A 15,597-nucleotide genomic window follows, 5' to 3' on the forward strand; every position below is an offset into this window, starting at 1 on the left:
GATCCCCAATCGCCGAGCGCTGCGCAAGAGACCGCCGATATCAAGCGGATGAAGCTGCGGATCGTCGACTTTCTCGTCTCCAAGGATATTATCAACGACGGCACGAACGGCCGGGTCGAATGGACGTTCAAATCGCAGGCCGCTTCTTACTTAGCCAGCCAGAAGCCGGACGGCAGCTGGGCGGACGTCGATTATGCGAGCAAGCAATCCGCCGCCAACGGGCGCGGCTGGCCTTCCTACCTGGCCCTGGACCGGATGCAGTCGATGGCTGCGGCGTTCGCCGATCCGAAGAGCCCGAGCTATCATGGCGATGCGATGCTGGACGGCATCAAGCGGGCGCTGGATCACTGGTTCACGGTCAAGCCGACCTCCACCAACTGGTGGGAGAACACGATCGGCACCCAGTTAAGGCTGGAAAAGATCGCGGTACTGTGCGAAGGCTACCTGACGGCGACGCAAGCGGCCAATATCGTCGGTACGCTGGACAGCGGCCCGAACACCGTCGATGGCGCCAATTCGTCCTGGTACAACCAGAATTACATGTACCGGGGCTTGCTGCTGGAGGATGCCGCGATCGTCCGGGACGCCGTGGAGGCGTTTAACGTGCTGTCGGCCGTGACGACGACGGTGACGGGCATCCAGTCGGACATGTCTTTTTTCCAGCATGGCAAAACCAACTATACGACGGGCTACGGCAGAAGCTTCGCCAGAGACATGTCGTTCTGGGCGTACGTTACTTCGGGTACCGTCTTCGCCTACAGCCAAGCCGCAATCGACTCGTTGTCGTCCTACCTGCTCGACGGCACCCGGTACCAGGTGAGAGGCGACGTCGCCGACCTGGGCATGGGGATGAACGGACCGGACTGGCCGGACTACGCGAGCGCGGCCCTGACCTTCTATGAAGATCCGATGCAGTGGATGGAGGCGGCCAATCCGAAGCGGGCTTCGGAGTTCGCGAGCTTCCTGGACAATATTCGCCGGATCGGCACGAGTACGAGCAACGGACTGAACGACAACAATATGACGCAATGGCAGACGCTCGTCTCGTCCCATATGCGTGAGGACTACGGCATTACGGTCAAGATGTCCTCCAGCACGGTGAAGGGCGGCGAATGGAGAACGATCAATCCGGGCGGCTACAACCTGCTGTACTGGACGCCGCAGGGCGCGACCGCCATTCAGCGGACGGGCGACGAATACAGGCCGGTCTATCCGTTGATGGACTGGATGCACGTTCCGGGCACGACGGCTCCTTACGTACTTACGAAGGACGGGAATTTCAACAATCCCAGGACGTTCGTAGGCGGCGTGACCGACGAGCGCTACGGCGCCACCGCCTTCGACTTCAACAAGCTGAGCACGAGCGGCAAAAAAGGGCTACTTCTTTTTCGACGACGAAATGGTGGCGCTCGGCGCAGGCATCGCTTCCACGAACGCCGCTCCGATCCATACGACCTTGAACCAAAGCATGGCAGTCGGCGACGTGATCGTGGACGGCCAGACGATGGCGGAAGGGACGAAGCAGACGAACGGCAAGTGGGCCTATAACGATCGGATCGGCTACGTATTCCCGAATCCGACGGACTTCCAAGTCAAGCTGGAGACGAAAACCGGCAAATGGAGCGACGTCGTCACGGGCAGCTCGACGGAGCCGATCACGAAGCCAATCTTCTCCATCTGGCTCGATCATGGCGTCAAGCCGACCGGCGCTTCCTACCAGTACATTGTGCTGCCGGACAAATCCGCCGAAGAAGTCGGCAGCTACGCGAGCGACAACCCGATTCGCATCCTGTCGAACACGGCATCGGTCCAGGCCGTTCGGCACGAAACGCTGCGCCTGTCGGAAATGCTGTTCTATCAGCCGGGAACGGTGACGGTAAGAGACGGGCTGACGGTTGCTGTGGATAAGCCCGCCATGGTCATCGTCGACGAATCCGCGTCGCCTGTGCGGATCTCGGTCGCCAATCCCGAGACGCCGGGAATTACGGTGAATGTGACGCTGGACCGGGACGGGGAAAAGACGACGACAACGTATCGGCTCGGCAAAGACATCTTCGCCGGCCGAAGCGTGACCCTGAACGAGGGAGCCGCCCTCGACGACAGCGGATTCGACCTGGCCTACACCAAAGGCGCGGCCGCTTCCTCCAGCCAAGGCAAGCAATTCGCCTCGAACGCGACGGACTTGTACAGAACGTCCTACTGGCATTCGAACGCTTCGGACGACGAATGGCTTTACGTGGATTTGCAGGCCCCATATACGATCAATAAAGTCCGATTGAAGTGGGCGTCGGCCTATGGGAAAAGCTACAAAATTCAAGTGTCGAACGACGCATCCGTTTGGAAGGACGTTTATGCCACTTCGCTGGGAGACGGCGGCATCGACGACATTTCCTTCGGCAAGGTAGACGCCAGGTACGTTCGCATGCAGGGCGTAAAGCAAGGGACCGCGGACGGGTATTCGCTGGCCGAATTCAACGTCTACGAGGCGGTCGCGCCCAATCTTGCGGAAGGCAAGAACGTCGTCGCGAGCTCGACCAAGGCGGCCGACGTTGCGGCGGGGAATGCGGTCGACGGCTCGCTCACGACCCGCTGGGGCTCCAACTATTCGGATCAGCAGTCGATCTACGTCGATCTGGGCGCAAGCCAGACGATCGCGAAGGTCGTGCTTCACTGGGAGTCCGCCTACGGCAAGGAGTATCAAATCCAGGTTTCCGACAATGCGGCGGACTGGACGACCGTTTACAGCACCGCGAACGGGGAAGGTGATATCGACGAGATCGCCTTCGAACCGGTGAATGCGAGATACGTCAAGATGAACGGCTTAAAAAAGAGGAAGCACCTACGGCTATTCGCTCTGGGAATTTAAAGTGTACGGCGCCGAGACCGCGGAGCGGATCCCCGCCCTGGTCGAGCTCCAGGCAACGCCGTCTTCCGCGACGGTCGGCGAAGACGTGTCCGTCTCGGGCGTCGTATATGACGGCGACGGGCTTCCGATATCCGGCGTGGCCGTCGAAATTTCGGCAGCGCCGGGCAGCGCGGACACCGTTCGCGCGATCACGGACGAAAACGGCGGGTTCAGCCATGTTTACGCGGCGCCGGGAGTTGCCGGCGACATGACGATCTCGGTCGTCCTGCCTTCGACTCCGTCCGTGACGGGAACGATCGTCGTGCCGGTGAAGCGGGCCCAGCAGGTGCCCGTTGGCATCAAGCTGAAGGCGACGCCGTCTTCCGTGGCGGTCGGCGGGTCCGTGTCCGTAACGGGAACCGTCTACGACGGCGACGATCTGCCGGTTGCCGGCGTAGAGGTCGAGCTCGCGGCTTCGTCGGGCAGCTTCGAACCGGCTACAGCGATAACGGACGCGAACGGCGAATTCAGCGCGATCTTTAAGGCACCGTCCGCCGCCGGAGAAGTGACGATTACGGCCGCTTCGGCCGCGAATCCGTCCGTGGCGAATACGATTGCCGTTACGGTCCATGAGGTCGTGCAAGTGCCCGTTCGCATCGAGCTGCAAGCCATGCCGTCTGCCGTGACGGCGGGGGGGCGAAGCGTCCGTCGTGGGCGTCGTCTACGACGGCGACGATCTGCCTGTTCCCGGCGTAGAGGTCGAAGTCTTGGCCTCGGCGGGCAGCGTCAAGAACGCCACGCTGGTAACGGATTCGAACGGCCGGTTCGGCACGGTGTACACGGCACCGTCCGCAGCCGGAGAAGCGACGATCACGGCCGCCTTGACCGCTTATCCGTCTGTGACGAACGCGGTTAAAGTGTCCGTCGGCCAAGCCGAGCAAGTGCCTGTCCGAATCGACATGCAGGCTGCGCCATCCGCCGTGTGGACCGGAGACGAAGCGACCGTGACGGGCATCGTAACGGATCGCGACCGTCTGCCTGTGTCCGGCGTAACGGTTGAGCTCGCGGCTTCATCGGGCAGCATTCAGACGTCCAAAGCGACAACGGATGCGAACGGCCGGTTCAGCGTGCGCTTCACGGCGCCATCCACTGCCGGAGAGGCGACGATCACGGCAGTGTTATCCGCCACGCCGTCCGTGACCGGCAAAATAAGCGTCTCGGTCTACGAGCGTCCGAACGGCGGCAATCCGAACGAAGGAACGCCCGTGACGCCGCCGGCCAAACCCGACGAGCCAAACGAAGATCCGGACGAGCCGGACGTTCCGTCGACCGGCCGCGAGTTCTCGGACATCGCCGGTCACTGGGCGCAAGCGAGTATTATGGAAGCCGCAAAAAAAGGGATCATTACAGGTTATCCGGACGGCTCGTTCCGTCCTTACCGCACGGTGACGCGCGCCGAATTCGCGGTCATGCTGGTCAAGGCGCTGAAGCTTCAGAACGAAGCGTCGGTTCTGTCCTTCAAGGACGCGGACCGAATCGGCCAGTGGGCCCGGACAGCCGTTGCGCAAGCCGTAAGCATGGAACTGATCCGTGGCGACGCGAACGACAACTTCCGTCCGGACGCGCCGCTCACGAGAGCGGAAATGGCCGTCATGCTCGCAAGAGCGTTGAGCCTGACACCTGAAGCGGCGTCCGCGGGCTTCGCTGACGATCGCGACATTCCGGCCTGGGCCGTCGGCGCGGCTGCCGAGATGAAGAAGCTGGGCATCATGCAGGGCAAAGGCGGCAACGGCTTCTTCCCGAAGGACGTCGCGACGAGAGCGGAAACGGTCGCCGTACTGCTCCGGATGCTGGAGGCGAAGGAAAAGGAAAAGGAAAAGGAAAAGGAAAAGGAATAACAATAAGAATTAGCACAAAAAGAAGCGAGAATAACCGAATAATCGAAGTGCCGCCCTTCCTCGATAGTTTTCGAGGAAGGTTTTTTTTCTTAATTTGCAACACGCACAAAATCACATAGAACGCACTTGCTAATTTGGATGTGTCGAGCCATTTTCTCACGATCGCCCCTTTCGGCCTCGAATACTCGCAGTCCCGTCAAGTAACGCTGTACAGCGCCTCTTCGGCTCGGCATACACCGCAGTCCCGTCAAGTAACGCTGTACAGCGCCTCTTCGGCTCGGCATACACCGCAGTCCCGTCAAGTAACGCTGTACAGCGCCTCTTCGGCTCGGCATACATCGCAGTCCCGTCAAGTAACGCTGTACAGCGCCTCTTCGGCTCGGCATGCACCGCAGTCCCGTCAAGTAACGCTGTACAGCGCCTCTTCGGCTAAGAATACGCCGCAGTTGCAGCATGTAACGCTATACAACGCCTCCTCAGCTAGCGGTCGGCTATTGGAACAACTTTTTGGGACCAGACGATTTTTCTTCGTCCGCATCGGCAGGAGGCGGGCTAGGTCGCCGCTTCCGCCCGCTCCGACTCGGTTGCCCGCCGTTTGTTCGGCCGTCTGGCAATCAACAGTATTAATTCGACAAGCAGCACGGGCAGGGTCACGCGCGCAGGATAAGCCAAGTATCGCGGCTCCCAGGTCGGACGGAATTTTTCTTTATATTTGCGCAGCCCCTTGAAGCCGTACCAGTGCCCGCCGTATTCGTAGAGCCGGTTCGCCAGCTTTTCCTCGCGCATGGCGGCTCGTGCTTCGCCTACGCTAGCGAGAGGGGCCATGCCCAGATTAAAGACGGAATAGCCTTGATCCCGGGACCACTCGAGCAGGCGGATAAACAAAAAGTCCATGGTCCCATTCGGGGTATCCGCCAGATGGCGCATGAGGTCGATGGACATCGTCCGCCCTTTGTCGTAGCTTGGCGCGAGCGTGGCGAAGGAGACCTCCTGCCCGTCCGGCGCGAGCAGCACCGCAATTGGCGCTTTCTGCAAATAGGCGGTCTCGAACCAGCCCAGCGAAAATCCTTTTTCCCGACGGCCTTTGAGCCATGCCGCCGAGATCCGGCGCAGACGCTCCAGCGTTAGCTGGTCATGCGGAGGCTGAAGCACCTCGAACCGGTATCCGTCGCGTTCAAAGCGATTGATGACGTTGCGATGATTGTTATTGGCTTTTCCAGCCAGCGAAAACGTCGTCAGGTTCACCAGCGCTTCTTCGCCCAGCTTAAAAAAACGGTAGCCATTTTCGTGATAAATCGGCAAATAGCCGGGGGCTACCTGGTAGAAAACGACCTCGAGATCGTATAAATCGGCATGCCGCTGGCATTCTTGGATGCCGCTGCTGATCAGCGAAGCGTCGCCCAACGGGTCTCCGAGTACCACAAACTTATTGCGAATGATCGAATATGGAATGAGCACGCGACCGTCGCATGCCCAGAAAAAGCGCTTGTCCCCCGCAAACAGCATATGCGTGAGCAGGTTGCCCTGCGCTCCCTCCAAAAAATCGCGAACCCGGTCCAGCTCCTCGGCGGAAACGCCGCGTGCCGTTAGTTTGTTCGGTCGCAGCACAAGCGCGAGCGACAGCAGCAGCCAGGTCACGCCGAGGCCCGTTACGACGGCGATCGTATGCTCCGTGGGGTTCAGGATCAGATGAAGGTAGCGATTGTCGGGGAGCCGGTGCACAAATTCGGGCACGGTGCCGGCAGCGACGATATCGTAGACGTAGGCGATGATCAAGGTGGTCGCGGCCCAGACCGCCATGCGCTCCCGAGGGATCGGCGCGCCGATTCTGTAGAAACGCGCCCGCGATAAATAAAGCAGGAGCGCGACCAACAGCAGAAAGATCGCTTCCTCGAAATCAAACGCCTTGGTGAACGTAAACAAGGCGCCGGCGCACAGCAGGCCGAGCGTCCACTGATAGGCACGCTTGATTCTGCGGGAGATGCCCCATGACAGAACGATCAGCATCAACCCGATCGTGAGGCTTAATTGGTGGGAAAGGCGCATGAGCGGCGCGGATAGAAGCTCCTCGGCAAATTCCAGCCGTCCGAGCAGGCCGGGCGTCGCAGCCGACAGGAGCAGCACGCCTCCGCTTAGAAATACCAGCTTGCCGAGCGCCCATGCGCCGAATTCGGAGATCCAGGCATGCTGGCCGGGGAATTCCCACAAGCGCTGCCAGCCGTTGAGCGAATCCTCCAGCGCGGCCTCATCGTTATCCGCCGCTTTCTGCCGGTTCTGGGCAAATTCGAATGCGCCCATGATGAGCCCGATGAGCCAAGGGAACAGATAATAGAGGATGCGAAATAGAACAAGGACCGCAGCGGTATGCTCAGGCGCGTAGCCGAGCGCTTGCAGCCCGAACAGCGCGATCAGGTCAAAGCCCCCGATGCCGCCGGGCGCGAGGCTCACCAGTCCCGCTACGGCAGCGACGGTGAAGATGCCCATCGCCGTAAGGAAAGGGAGATCGGGAAGCAGCGTCGATCCGATCAACCAGAACACGGCGCCCGCCAGCGCCCACTCCGCCACGGAGACGAGCACGGATGCGACGATGGTGGAGGGATTCATCCGCGGCAGGTCGCGGTTCAACCATTTCGCATAAAAAGAAGTGCGTTGAAACAGCAAATAGCCGGGCAGGTAAAGAGCCAGGACCCAGACGGCATAGAGCGTCCAGCGATGGGTTCGAATCACCGCGTCGATCGGAAAAAGCCCGCAGATGCCTCCCCAGGCCAGAAGCGATATCCCTGTGATGGTGATCGTGGAGAGGAAGGCGATGACGGCCGTTATAGTCGGAACCGATAGACCGCGGTTGCGGTACAGATAGGTGCGCAGCGCGGCTCCGGCCACGCCGGCAAAGCCGATCACACTATTTGAGGTATTGGCGATCCAAGCAATGCGAAAAGTTGCCCAGCGTCCGATGGTAAGCCGGAAATGCCGGCGAAGCACGAATTCGTAGCCGCCGACCGCCGCGACGGCAACCAGAGACGATGCGATGAGCAGCAGCAAGCCGCGACGGCTCGATCTGCCGCAATACATGCAGCGTGGCCGCCCAGTCGATCCGGCGGAATTCGGCTTGGCCTTCCCAGACGATGAGTCCGATCACGGCGACTGGAATCAGGATTTGGATTACTTTTAACCGGTACAGCGTAGACAAGAGCTTCAGCGCCTTTAGGCGAGGGAGCTCTTTTTTTGGTTTTTGCCATAAATGTTCTCCTCATCCACTGGTCGTACACAAAGTATACCCTGAGCGACCTTTCCGAAAAAATATTTATTTTGCGGCGAACAAGCGCAGCTCGTTTAACGTCCTTTTTGATGTGACCCAAGCCAAGTGTTAAAAGACGGCGCAAGTAGGAATGATACCAACAAGTTGGCCGCTCTTGTTCATCGTGGAGGCGATTACCATTGGACACGCTGACAAATTTGCTTGCGAACTACGGATATGGACTTATCTTCTTGTTCCTGTGTCTCGAGATGCTCGCGCTACCGCTTCCGGGCGAGATGATGATGAGCTATATCGGGCTTTTCGTATATGAACAAAAGCTGGGTTGGACGTTCAGCGTCTTGTCGGCGGGCGCGGGCGTACTGACGGGCGTGACGTTCTCGTATTGGATCGGATACCGGCTGGGCCGGCCGTTTATCGCCCGGTACAGGCATCGCGTTCATTTGACGGAAGCGCGCATGGACAAGCTTGCCTTTTGGTTTGAAAAGTACGGGGACAAGCTGCTTGTCGTCGCTTATTTCATTCCCGGCGTCCGGCACATTACCGGGTATTTTTGCGGCGTTACCCGCATGCCTTTTCGGCGTTATGCGTTGTTTGCGTATTCCGGCGCGATCCTCTGGGTCGGATTGTTTATCTCTCTGGGCAAGGTGCTGGGGCCGAAGTGGGAGCTGTATCATGCGACGGTCAACCGTTACATGATTATTTTCGGCATTGCCTCGGCGCTTGCGGCCGGCCTGGTTTATGTGTACAAAAAGTACAAGGACCGGGTCCTGGAAGCGCTCATGCGGCTGTTGGCGCAAGGGGGGGCGCCGTTTTCGCTCGTTCGGAAAAGTACGGCTGCTGCTGTTGGCTTCTTTCGCGGTGTTTATTGTGTTTTTCTCGCTCATGCTCGGGGTGATTCAGGACTTTTTGGGGCAGGAGTTCGGCCAGTTCGACGAGATTGCGTCCTTTCTGGTCATCGCCTCCTTCGGTCCTGGTTGGGACGGATGGATGCACGTCTTCGAGCAGCTCGGCACGCTTTATTTATATGGTCCCGTGCTTGGCCTGACAGCGATTTGGATCATGCTGCACAGCAAGGAGCGGAGGCTCGACCTGATCTTTCTTGTATGGGTTGTCGCAGGCGGAGAGTTTCTCGACGAAATTTTGCGCACGGTCTTCCATCGTCCAGGGCCGGTCGCGGCGGACGTTCAGCTATTTAATACGTTCCCCAGCGAGGAAACGCTGATTACCTTGACGGTATGCGGCTACTCGGCATTTCTGCTGCTGCGTTATTACCACTTTCATTATATCCGGGTTCCTCTCGTACTGGGGGCGATTCTGATCTGCCTGGCGGTGGGCGTAAGTCGGATTTATTTCGGCGTGCAGTACCCCAGCGACGTCTTCGCCGGATATGTGTTCGGCGGCGCGTGGGTCAGTCTTCACGTCATGCTGCTGGAGATTCTCCGGAAGCTGCGGGCCGTCGGGGATTGATGGCAGTCGCAAAAGGCAATCGGCAATCCTTCCGCAAGATCATGCCTATCGATGAACCGCGAATCGGAAAGGATAGAAGAAAGGATAGAAAGAGGCCGCGCTTTCCATTCTGAGTCGGGCGGGGCGATTCGCGGATCGATCGGCGCGCTATTGGCGTGCCGACGATTTTCAGGCGGTTTGCATATAAAAGCCTGCATTTTTACATGTATTTTCTGCCGACCAACGGCACGTGAAAAAATACATGCAAATTTGCAGGCAAATTCAAAGCGCAAGCCGGAAAACGGGCCGATGGAGGGAATTACCTGCACATTCGCATCTTTTGTTCCCGAAAGGATAGATATCGGCAAAATTAGATGTATATTTGCAGGTTTTCGTCGAAATGAGACGGCGGATGACGATTGGCTGCTGGCGCCCCTGTTTTGAAACGAAGCTCCAGGTAGAAACTTTTCGCCAAGTGGCGCTGTACAGCGTCTCTCCGCCTTGGTTGCCGCCGAGAATCCGCAATGTGACGTCTTACAGCGCTACTTCGCTAATTTAAGCGCCGAAGTCCCGACAAGTGGCGCTGTACAGCGTCTCTCCGCCAATGTAGGGGGCGAGGTTCCGCCGCCGGTCCAATACCGTCGGCCTGGCTTAGAAGCCGATGTTGTCGAGCAAGTGGATCGTGCCGTTCTTGAACGTCGTGTTGGCGCCTTTGTCGTTAATCAGCGTATTGCCCGAGAAGTAGACGTCCTTGATCTGACCGTCGCCCCATACGCCGATTCCGCGATGCGCGGCGTTTTTGATGATGTTTTCCTTAAAGGTAACGTTGTCGATCACGCCCGTCGAGGCGTATACGAGCACGTTCGGATGATTCTGGGGCTCCTGGATGCCCGTATGGTCGACCGTGTTGCCCTTTACCGTGACGTTGCTGACGTTGGCCGTATTGTAGGAGCCTTCGCAGGCGATATAGATGCCCGCCATTTGCGTATCCTTGACGGCGTTGCCTTCGATCAGCACGTCTTTGCCGCCGACGACGGAGATGCCGCGCGCCTTGGAGCCGTATCCGACATCGTTGTTGCGGATCGTGATGTCGTTGACGGCCGGCTCGTCGTAGCTGACGACCGCGATCGTGTCGTCGCCGACGCCCTTCACGAGGTTGCCCTCGACCGTGATATCGCTGCTTCCGTTCGTCATATGAATGCCGTCGGCACCGGTCGAATCGACGACATTGTTGGAGATGCGGCCGCCCTTGGCTGCATAGGTGACCAGAATGCCGGCCGTGCTGGACTTATAGACGTAGACATGGTCGATGACGAAATTCGTGGCGCTGCGGACGGTGATGCTGTTTTTTTCGTTGGCGCCGTTGCCCCGCGGGACTGTCGTCGCGTATGCATGCTTGATGTCGCTCAGTTTGACGCCGTCGCCCTTGATGTCGATCGAGCCGTTCTGCGGATCCGTGGAGGTGAGCGTCGTCTTGTCCATGCCGGCGCCGCTCAGGCTGACGCCGTCGAGCGTCAGGATCTTGCCGAGCGTGAAGTTGCCGGCAGGCACGGTCACGAGCTTGCCCTGCGTCTTGGCCTTGCTCACGCAGGCGGCGAAGGCGGCGTAGTCGTCCTTGCCGTCGTCGGCGATCGCGCCGCAGCTCGTCACGTCGATGCCGGCAGTGGTCGGCATTGTCGTTGGAGACGCGGAAGGCGTTGCCGTTACAACCGGCGTAGCCGTGGGCGTCGGAGTTGGAGTTGGAGTAGGTGTAGGTGTATGTGTAGGTGTTGTCGAAGGCAAAGCCGTAACGGTTGCCGGCTTGGCGATCGGGGACGCTGTCGGCGCAGCGACAGGCGCATCCGGCTTGAATTCGATCGTCGGGCTCCAGAGCGCGTTATCGCCGACTGCCGTATTCCTGCGATTCACGATAAAATAGATCGCCGTTCCCTTTTCGACGGGGACGCTGCCGACGCTTTTCGGCGCATAGCCTTTGACGAGGGTCAACGTATTTTTCCAGAGCATCTTGCTGTCCTTCAACACGGTGACCACGATGCCGTCGCCGAGTTCGGAGCTCCTCGACACCTCGCCGGTGATCGCGATCGTGCCCTTGCCAGGCGACACCCACTTCAGGACGGCGTCTGCGTTGTCGGACGGATGCAGCTGATCCTTGGAGATCCGGGGGTAATCGCCGTTCGACGGCTGCCAGCGTTTGTTATCGGCGTTATAGACGAGATCGGCATATTCGGAGCCTGCGAGCGACTGATAGTACCATTGATGCTTGCCTTGCACAAGATCGAAGTCGGCGGCGGCGGAGAAGATTTGCGAGGTATTGCCGGAGAGCGCATAGGCCGTCTTGTCGGCATTGGACGAGAAACCATAGACGACACCGAGGGCCAAAACAAGCGCCAAAACCACCGAACTGAACTTTTTCAAAAAAAAACCTCCATCGCATGTTTGGATGTCGAACCAGGCGGGTAAAGACGGAGTGATAGGTCTGCTTATTTAGCATATCGGCAAAAAAAAACATCGGCATGAAGACTTTGGCAGCGCTTTGGAGGATGCCAATTTATTCCTGCTGTTTTTTTCGAGCCCTATTACGTTTAAACCTGCGAACGACGGATTATCCCCATCGCTTTCAGCTCCAGCTAGTACATGCCTGCTTAAATCATCGATCTATTAATACGAAGCGATTTACCTTGAGAGGTCCATCGAAAAAGTTGATCTATCGTCCGATTAAATTAATCGACAAATTGCAAAATCTTGGATTTCAGATCGTCTGAGCAGACGGCCCGATAATATTCTGAACCAAATCTCGCTCTGATTGAGCCAGGAAGAATGCTAAGGTATGAAGCACCTGCTGGACCGGACCGTGAAGCTGTAGAGTAACTTTTTGCCTTTCCAGCACCATTTCGACCCGTTCCCGATCCTGTAGAGTAACTTTTCTCCTTTAATGCACCATCTCGACCGGTTTGCGAGCCTGTAGAGTAACTTTTCTCTTTTACAGCACCATTTCAACCGGTTTGCGAGCCTGTAGAGTAACTTTTCTCCTTTACAGCACCATTTCGACCGGTTCCCGAGCCTGTAGAGTAACTTCTCTCCTTTAATGCACCATTTCGAACGGTTCGCGACGCTGTAGAGCTTGTTTGAGGTGAAAATCCTGCACTTTAATCGATTGGTGATTACGCCGTGCTGCAGGTAGATCCCCTGTCCTGCTCATAATATGCGACAAAAAAGGCTGTCCTGGATGTGGGACAGCCTTTTTTGTCGTGTAATACGTATCGCTTCGAGGACGCGCATCGCGCGGCCGCTCCGTCGGAATCGCCGGCAGCGGCTGCAGCACCCGTAAGCGCGCTTGGAATTAGCCTTTTCGGCTAGGCAGCTTCGTTACGGACCCTGTGCCTTGGGATTGTTCGGAAGCGAATTCCGTGTCGCTTTGAGACGAAGCCGGCATTTTGTTCGCTTGAACGTTCGCGCCTTTGCGAGTCGTTCCGTTTTGCTTGTTGTTCGGCATGCGTTGCACCTCCCGCGCTTGAAATGGAACAGCATGCATAGGTTTCCGATCGCGACGGCGAACTATGCTGGAAGCGAAGATAAAAATGGCGGATGCAAAACCGCCTGCGCCATAGAAAGGCGGCAGGCGGTTTTTGAAGTTGCGCTTATGGCGTTGCGCTTATGGCGTTGCCTATCGTCAAGCGATCAGTTTTCGCCCTTGGCTTTCAGCTGGGCGAGCAGCTTGTCGCCTTCGACGTCCAGATTCGGCAGGATACGGTCGAGCCACTTGGGCAGGCGCCAGGCGGCATTGCCGAAGATCGCCATGACCGCGGGGACGAGCGCCATGCGTACGATGAAGGCGTCGACCAGAATGCCGACCGCGAGGGCGAAGCCGATCTGCTTGATCATGATGTCCGGCGCGAATATAAAGCCGGCGAAGACGGAGACCATGATGACGGCGGCTGCCACGACGACGCGGCTGGCTTGTTCGTAACCATGGACGACGCCGTCGATCCCTTTATGGCCGTGAACGTACGATTCGCGCATCGAGCTGACGAGGAACACCTGATAGTCCATCGCCAGTCCGTACAAAATGCCGGTTACCAGGATCGGCATGAAGCTGAGCAGCGGCCCGCCGGTGTCGAAGCCGAACAGCGCGTGAAGCCAGCCCCACTGGTAGACGGCCGTCGTGATGCCGAACGTCGCGAGCACGCTGAGCAGGAAGCCGACCGTCGCTTTGATCGGCACGATGATCGACCGGAAGACGAGCAGCAGGATGATCAACGACAAAATCACGATAATAACGATGTACACCGGGAACGCTTCCGCCAGCTTGGCCGACATGTCGATATTAATCGCGGTGAAGCCCGTGACGCCGAGCTTGACGTCGCTGGCTTTGGCGACCGGCGAATCCGCGTCGCGCAGCGCCTGCACGAGATCCTTGGTCGCGTCGTCGTTCGGTCCGGTCGTCGGAATCAGGGTGATGATGCCGATATCGCCGGTTTCGTTGATGCCGAGCGGCGACACGATGGCGACGCCTTCCTGCCGCTGGAGGCCCTGAACGATCGCGCCCAGCGTCTCCATCGTGATCTTGCCCGATTCGGCGCGCGGCTCGGCGACGAGCAGCAGCGGGCCGTTGTAGCCTTCGCCGAAGCCGGCGGAGATGGCGTCGTAGCTCTGGCGGGCTCCGGTGTCCAGGTTCGCCGTCGTGCCGGACGGAATGCCCATCTTCATCTCGGCGACCGGAATCGCGGCGAAGCCGAGGACGACGACGACGAGCACGACGACAAGCCAGCGCACCTTGACGATGCCTTTGACCCAGGCATGCGCGAAGCCGTGCTTTTCGGATGCCGCTTTTTTCGCGCGGGCCTTGGCGGAGCAGATGCGTTCGCCGATGAGGCCGAGCAGCGCGGGCAGCAAGGTCAGCGCGATCAGCACGTTGACGAGGACGGTCGCCGCGGCGACGAGCGCCATGGCCGACAGGAACGTGATGCCGATGACGAGCATGCCGCACAGGGCGATGATAACGGTCAGTCCGGCGAAAAAGACGGCGCTGCCGGCGGTTCCGATCGCCCGGCTCGCGGCTTCGCGGGCGCTTAAGCCCTGGTCGATAATCATCCGGCGTTGCCGGTTGACGATGAATAGCGCGTAGTCGATGCCGACCGCGAGTCCGACCATGAGCGCGAGCACCGGCGTAATGTCGGTCATCGTCATGAATTTGGAAAAGGCGAAGGCTGCGCCGACGCTGATCCCGACGCCGAGGATGGCGATCAGAAGCGGAAGGCCCGCCGCCACGACCGAGCCGAGCGTCATGAGCAGCACGACGGCCGCGACGACGATGCCGACAGCTTCGGTGGAGCCGATCGCCGGCTTGCTCTTCAGCGAGTCGCTCGGCAGCGCGGTGATGCCCGAGCCGCCTTGCTGGACGCTCTCCGCCGCTTCGATGATTTGATCCGGCACCTCTTCGGGCAGCGAAGTCTGCTGCACGGTGAATTGGAACTGGAACAGGGCGACGCCGCCGTCCGCCGCGATCAGGACGCCGGGCACCGGCGCGCCGTCGATCATCATCGGCCCGTAGGGAGCGGCTGCGGCTGCTTGGCCGGCCGCGCTATTTTGCGCCGTGTTCGCGGCCGCCGCGCCTTCCGTTTGGCCGGCTGACTGTCTGTCGGTCTGGCCCGATCCTTGGCCGCCGGCCTGATCGCTTGTACCGCCCGCTTGTCCGCCGGCTTGACCGGCCGCCTGGCCGTTCGTCTGGCCGCCGTCCGCGGCAGCGCCCGCGGCCGCCTGCCGGGCGAGCTCCGCCGGGTTAATGACATACGTATTTTTGTAGACCTCATTAACCGCCTTTTGAATCAAGGAGCCGCGCTCCGCGGTGTCGAGACGCTCGCCCTTCGGCGCGGTGAATACGATGCTGGCCTGTCCGCCGGAAGCTGCCGGGAGCTCTTCGGCCAGCTGGTCCAGCACTTTTTGCGACTCGGTGCCCTCGATCTTCATCTCGGAGCTGACGTGGATGCCGTTCACGCCGAGCAGCGCGAGGACGACGGCGAGGATGACGACCCAGCCGGCGATGAACGGCCACGGCTTGCCGTACGCGGTCTTGCCCAATTTGTACAGAAATGTCGACATAGCGGGGCATTCTCTCCTTTTATCTATAAGCAATCTTTGCGAAAAACCGG

The 15,597-nt window shown here is 59.1% G+C and carries 9 protein-coding genes and 2 pseudogenes; 7 read left to right on the forward strand and 4 right to left on the reverse strand.

Annotated features, from left to right (window positions below; genetic code table 11):
- Nucleotides 1–48: 48 nt before the first annotated feature.
- The 4 genes and pseudogenes from OMP40_RS03815 to OMP40_RS03830 form a co-directional block, all read left to right on the forward strand.
- Nucleotides 49–1,350, forward strand: a pseudogene (locus OMP40_RS03815) (polysaccharide lyase family 8 super-sandwich domain-containing protein); the annotation flags it as partial.
- 49 nt (nt 1,351–1,399) lie between these two features.
- Nucleotides 1,400–2,866 (forward strand): galactose-binding domain-containing protein, encoded by a 1,467-nt coding sequence (locus OMP40_RS03820; RefSeq protein ID WP_277529293.1) that lies wholly within the window; start codon nt 1,400–1,402, stop codon nt 2,864–2,866.
- A 1-nt stretch (nt 2,867) separates the two neighbouring features.
- Nucleotides 2,868–3,761, forward strand: a complete 894-nt coding sequence (locus OMP40_RS03825; RefSeq protein ID WP_277529294.1) for an Ig-like domain-containing protein — start codon at nt 2,868–2,870, stop codon at nt 3,759–3,761.
- 43 nt (nt 3,762–3,804) lie between these two features.
- Nucleotides 3,805–4,743 carry an S-layer homology domain-containing protein gene (locus OMP40_RS03830; protein WP_277529778.1) on the forward strand — a complete coding sequence of 313 codons (939 nt, stop codon included), beginning with the start codon at nt 3,805–3,807 and terminating at the stop codon, nt 4,741–4,743.
- Nucleotides 4,744–5,295: 552 nt separating this feature from the next.
- Here the strand turns inward: OMP40_RS03830 and mprF are convergent.
- On the reverse strand, nt 5,296–7,815 hold the full coding sequence (mprF, locus tag OMP40_RS03835; RefSeq protein WP_277529295.1) for a bifunctional lysylphosphatidylglycerol flippase/synthetase MprF: 2,520 nt from the start codon (nt 7,813–7,815) through the stop codon (nt 5,296–5,298).
- Between the two features lie 468 nt (nt 7,816–8,283).
- Here mprF and OMP40_RS41160 point away from each other — a divergent pair.
- The 3 genes and pseudogenes from OMP40_RS41160 to OMP40_RS03850 form a co-directional block, all read left to right on the forward strand.
- Nucleotides 8,284–8,586, forward strand: a pseudogene (locus tag OMP40_RS41160) (DedA family protein); the annotation flags it as partial.
- Nucleotides 8,587–8,869: 283 nt separating this feature from the next.
- Nucleotides 8,870–9,469 carry a phosphatase PAP2 family protein gene (locus OMP40_RS03845; RefSeq protein WP_277529297.1) on the forward strand — a complete coding sequence of 200 codons (600 nt, stop codon included), beginning with the start codon at nt 8,870–8,872 and terminating at the stop codon, nt 9,467–9,469.
- A gap of 51 nt (nt 9,470–9,520) precedes the next feature.
- The gene (locus OMP40_RS03850; RefSeq protein ID WP_277529298.1) at nt 9,521–9,892 is read left to right on the forward strand and encodes a hypothetical protein; all 372 of its coding nucleotides are present in this window, start codon (nt 9,521–9,523) and stop codon (nt 9,890–9,892) included.
- Nucleotides 9,893–10,099: 207 nt separating this feature from the next.
- Here OMP40_RS03850 and OMP40_RS03855 read toward each other — a convergent pair whose 3' ends face one another.
- The 3 genes from OMP40_RS03855 to OMP40_RS03865 all read right to left on the reverse strand — a co-directional run bounded on the left by OMP40_RS03855 (nt 10,100) and on the right by OMP40_RS03865 (nt 15,547).
- On the reverse strand, nt 10,100–11,863 hold the full coding sequence (locus OMP40_RS03855; RefSeq protein ID WP_277529299.1) for a right-handed parallel beta-helix repeat-containing protein: 1,764 nt from the start codon (nt 11,861–11,863) through the stop codon (nt 10,100–10,102).
- A 925-nt stretch (nt 11,864–12,788) separates the two neighbouring features.
- Complete coding sequence (locus tag OMP40_RS03860; RefSeq protein WP_277529300.1) at nt 12,789–12,941, reverse strand: hypothetical protein; 153 nt, start codon at nt 12,939–12,941, stop codon at nt 12,789–12,791.
- 185 nt (nt 12,942–13,126) lie between these two features.
- Nucleotides 13,127–15,547 (reverse strand): MMPL family transporter, encoded by a 2,421-nt coding sequence (locus OMP40_RS03865; protein ID WP_277529301.1) that lies wholly within the window; start codon nt 15,545–15,547, stop codon nt 13,127–13,129.
- Between the last annotated feature and the right edge of the window lie 50 nt (nt 15,548–15,597).

Source organism: Cohnella rhizosphaerae (genome assembly GCF_029525575.1).
Taxonomy (GTDB): Bacteria; Bacillota; Bacilli; order Paenibacillales; family Paenibacillaceae; genus Cohnella; species Cohnella rhizosphaerae.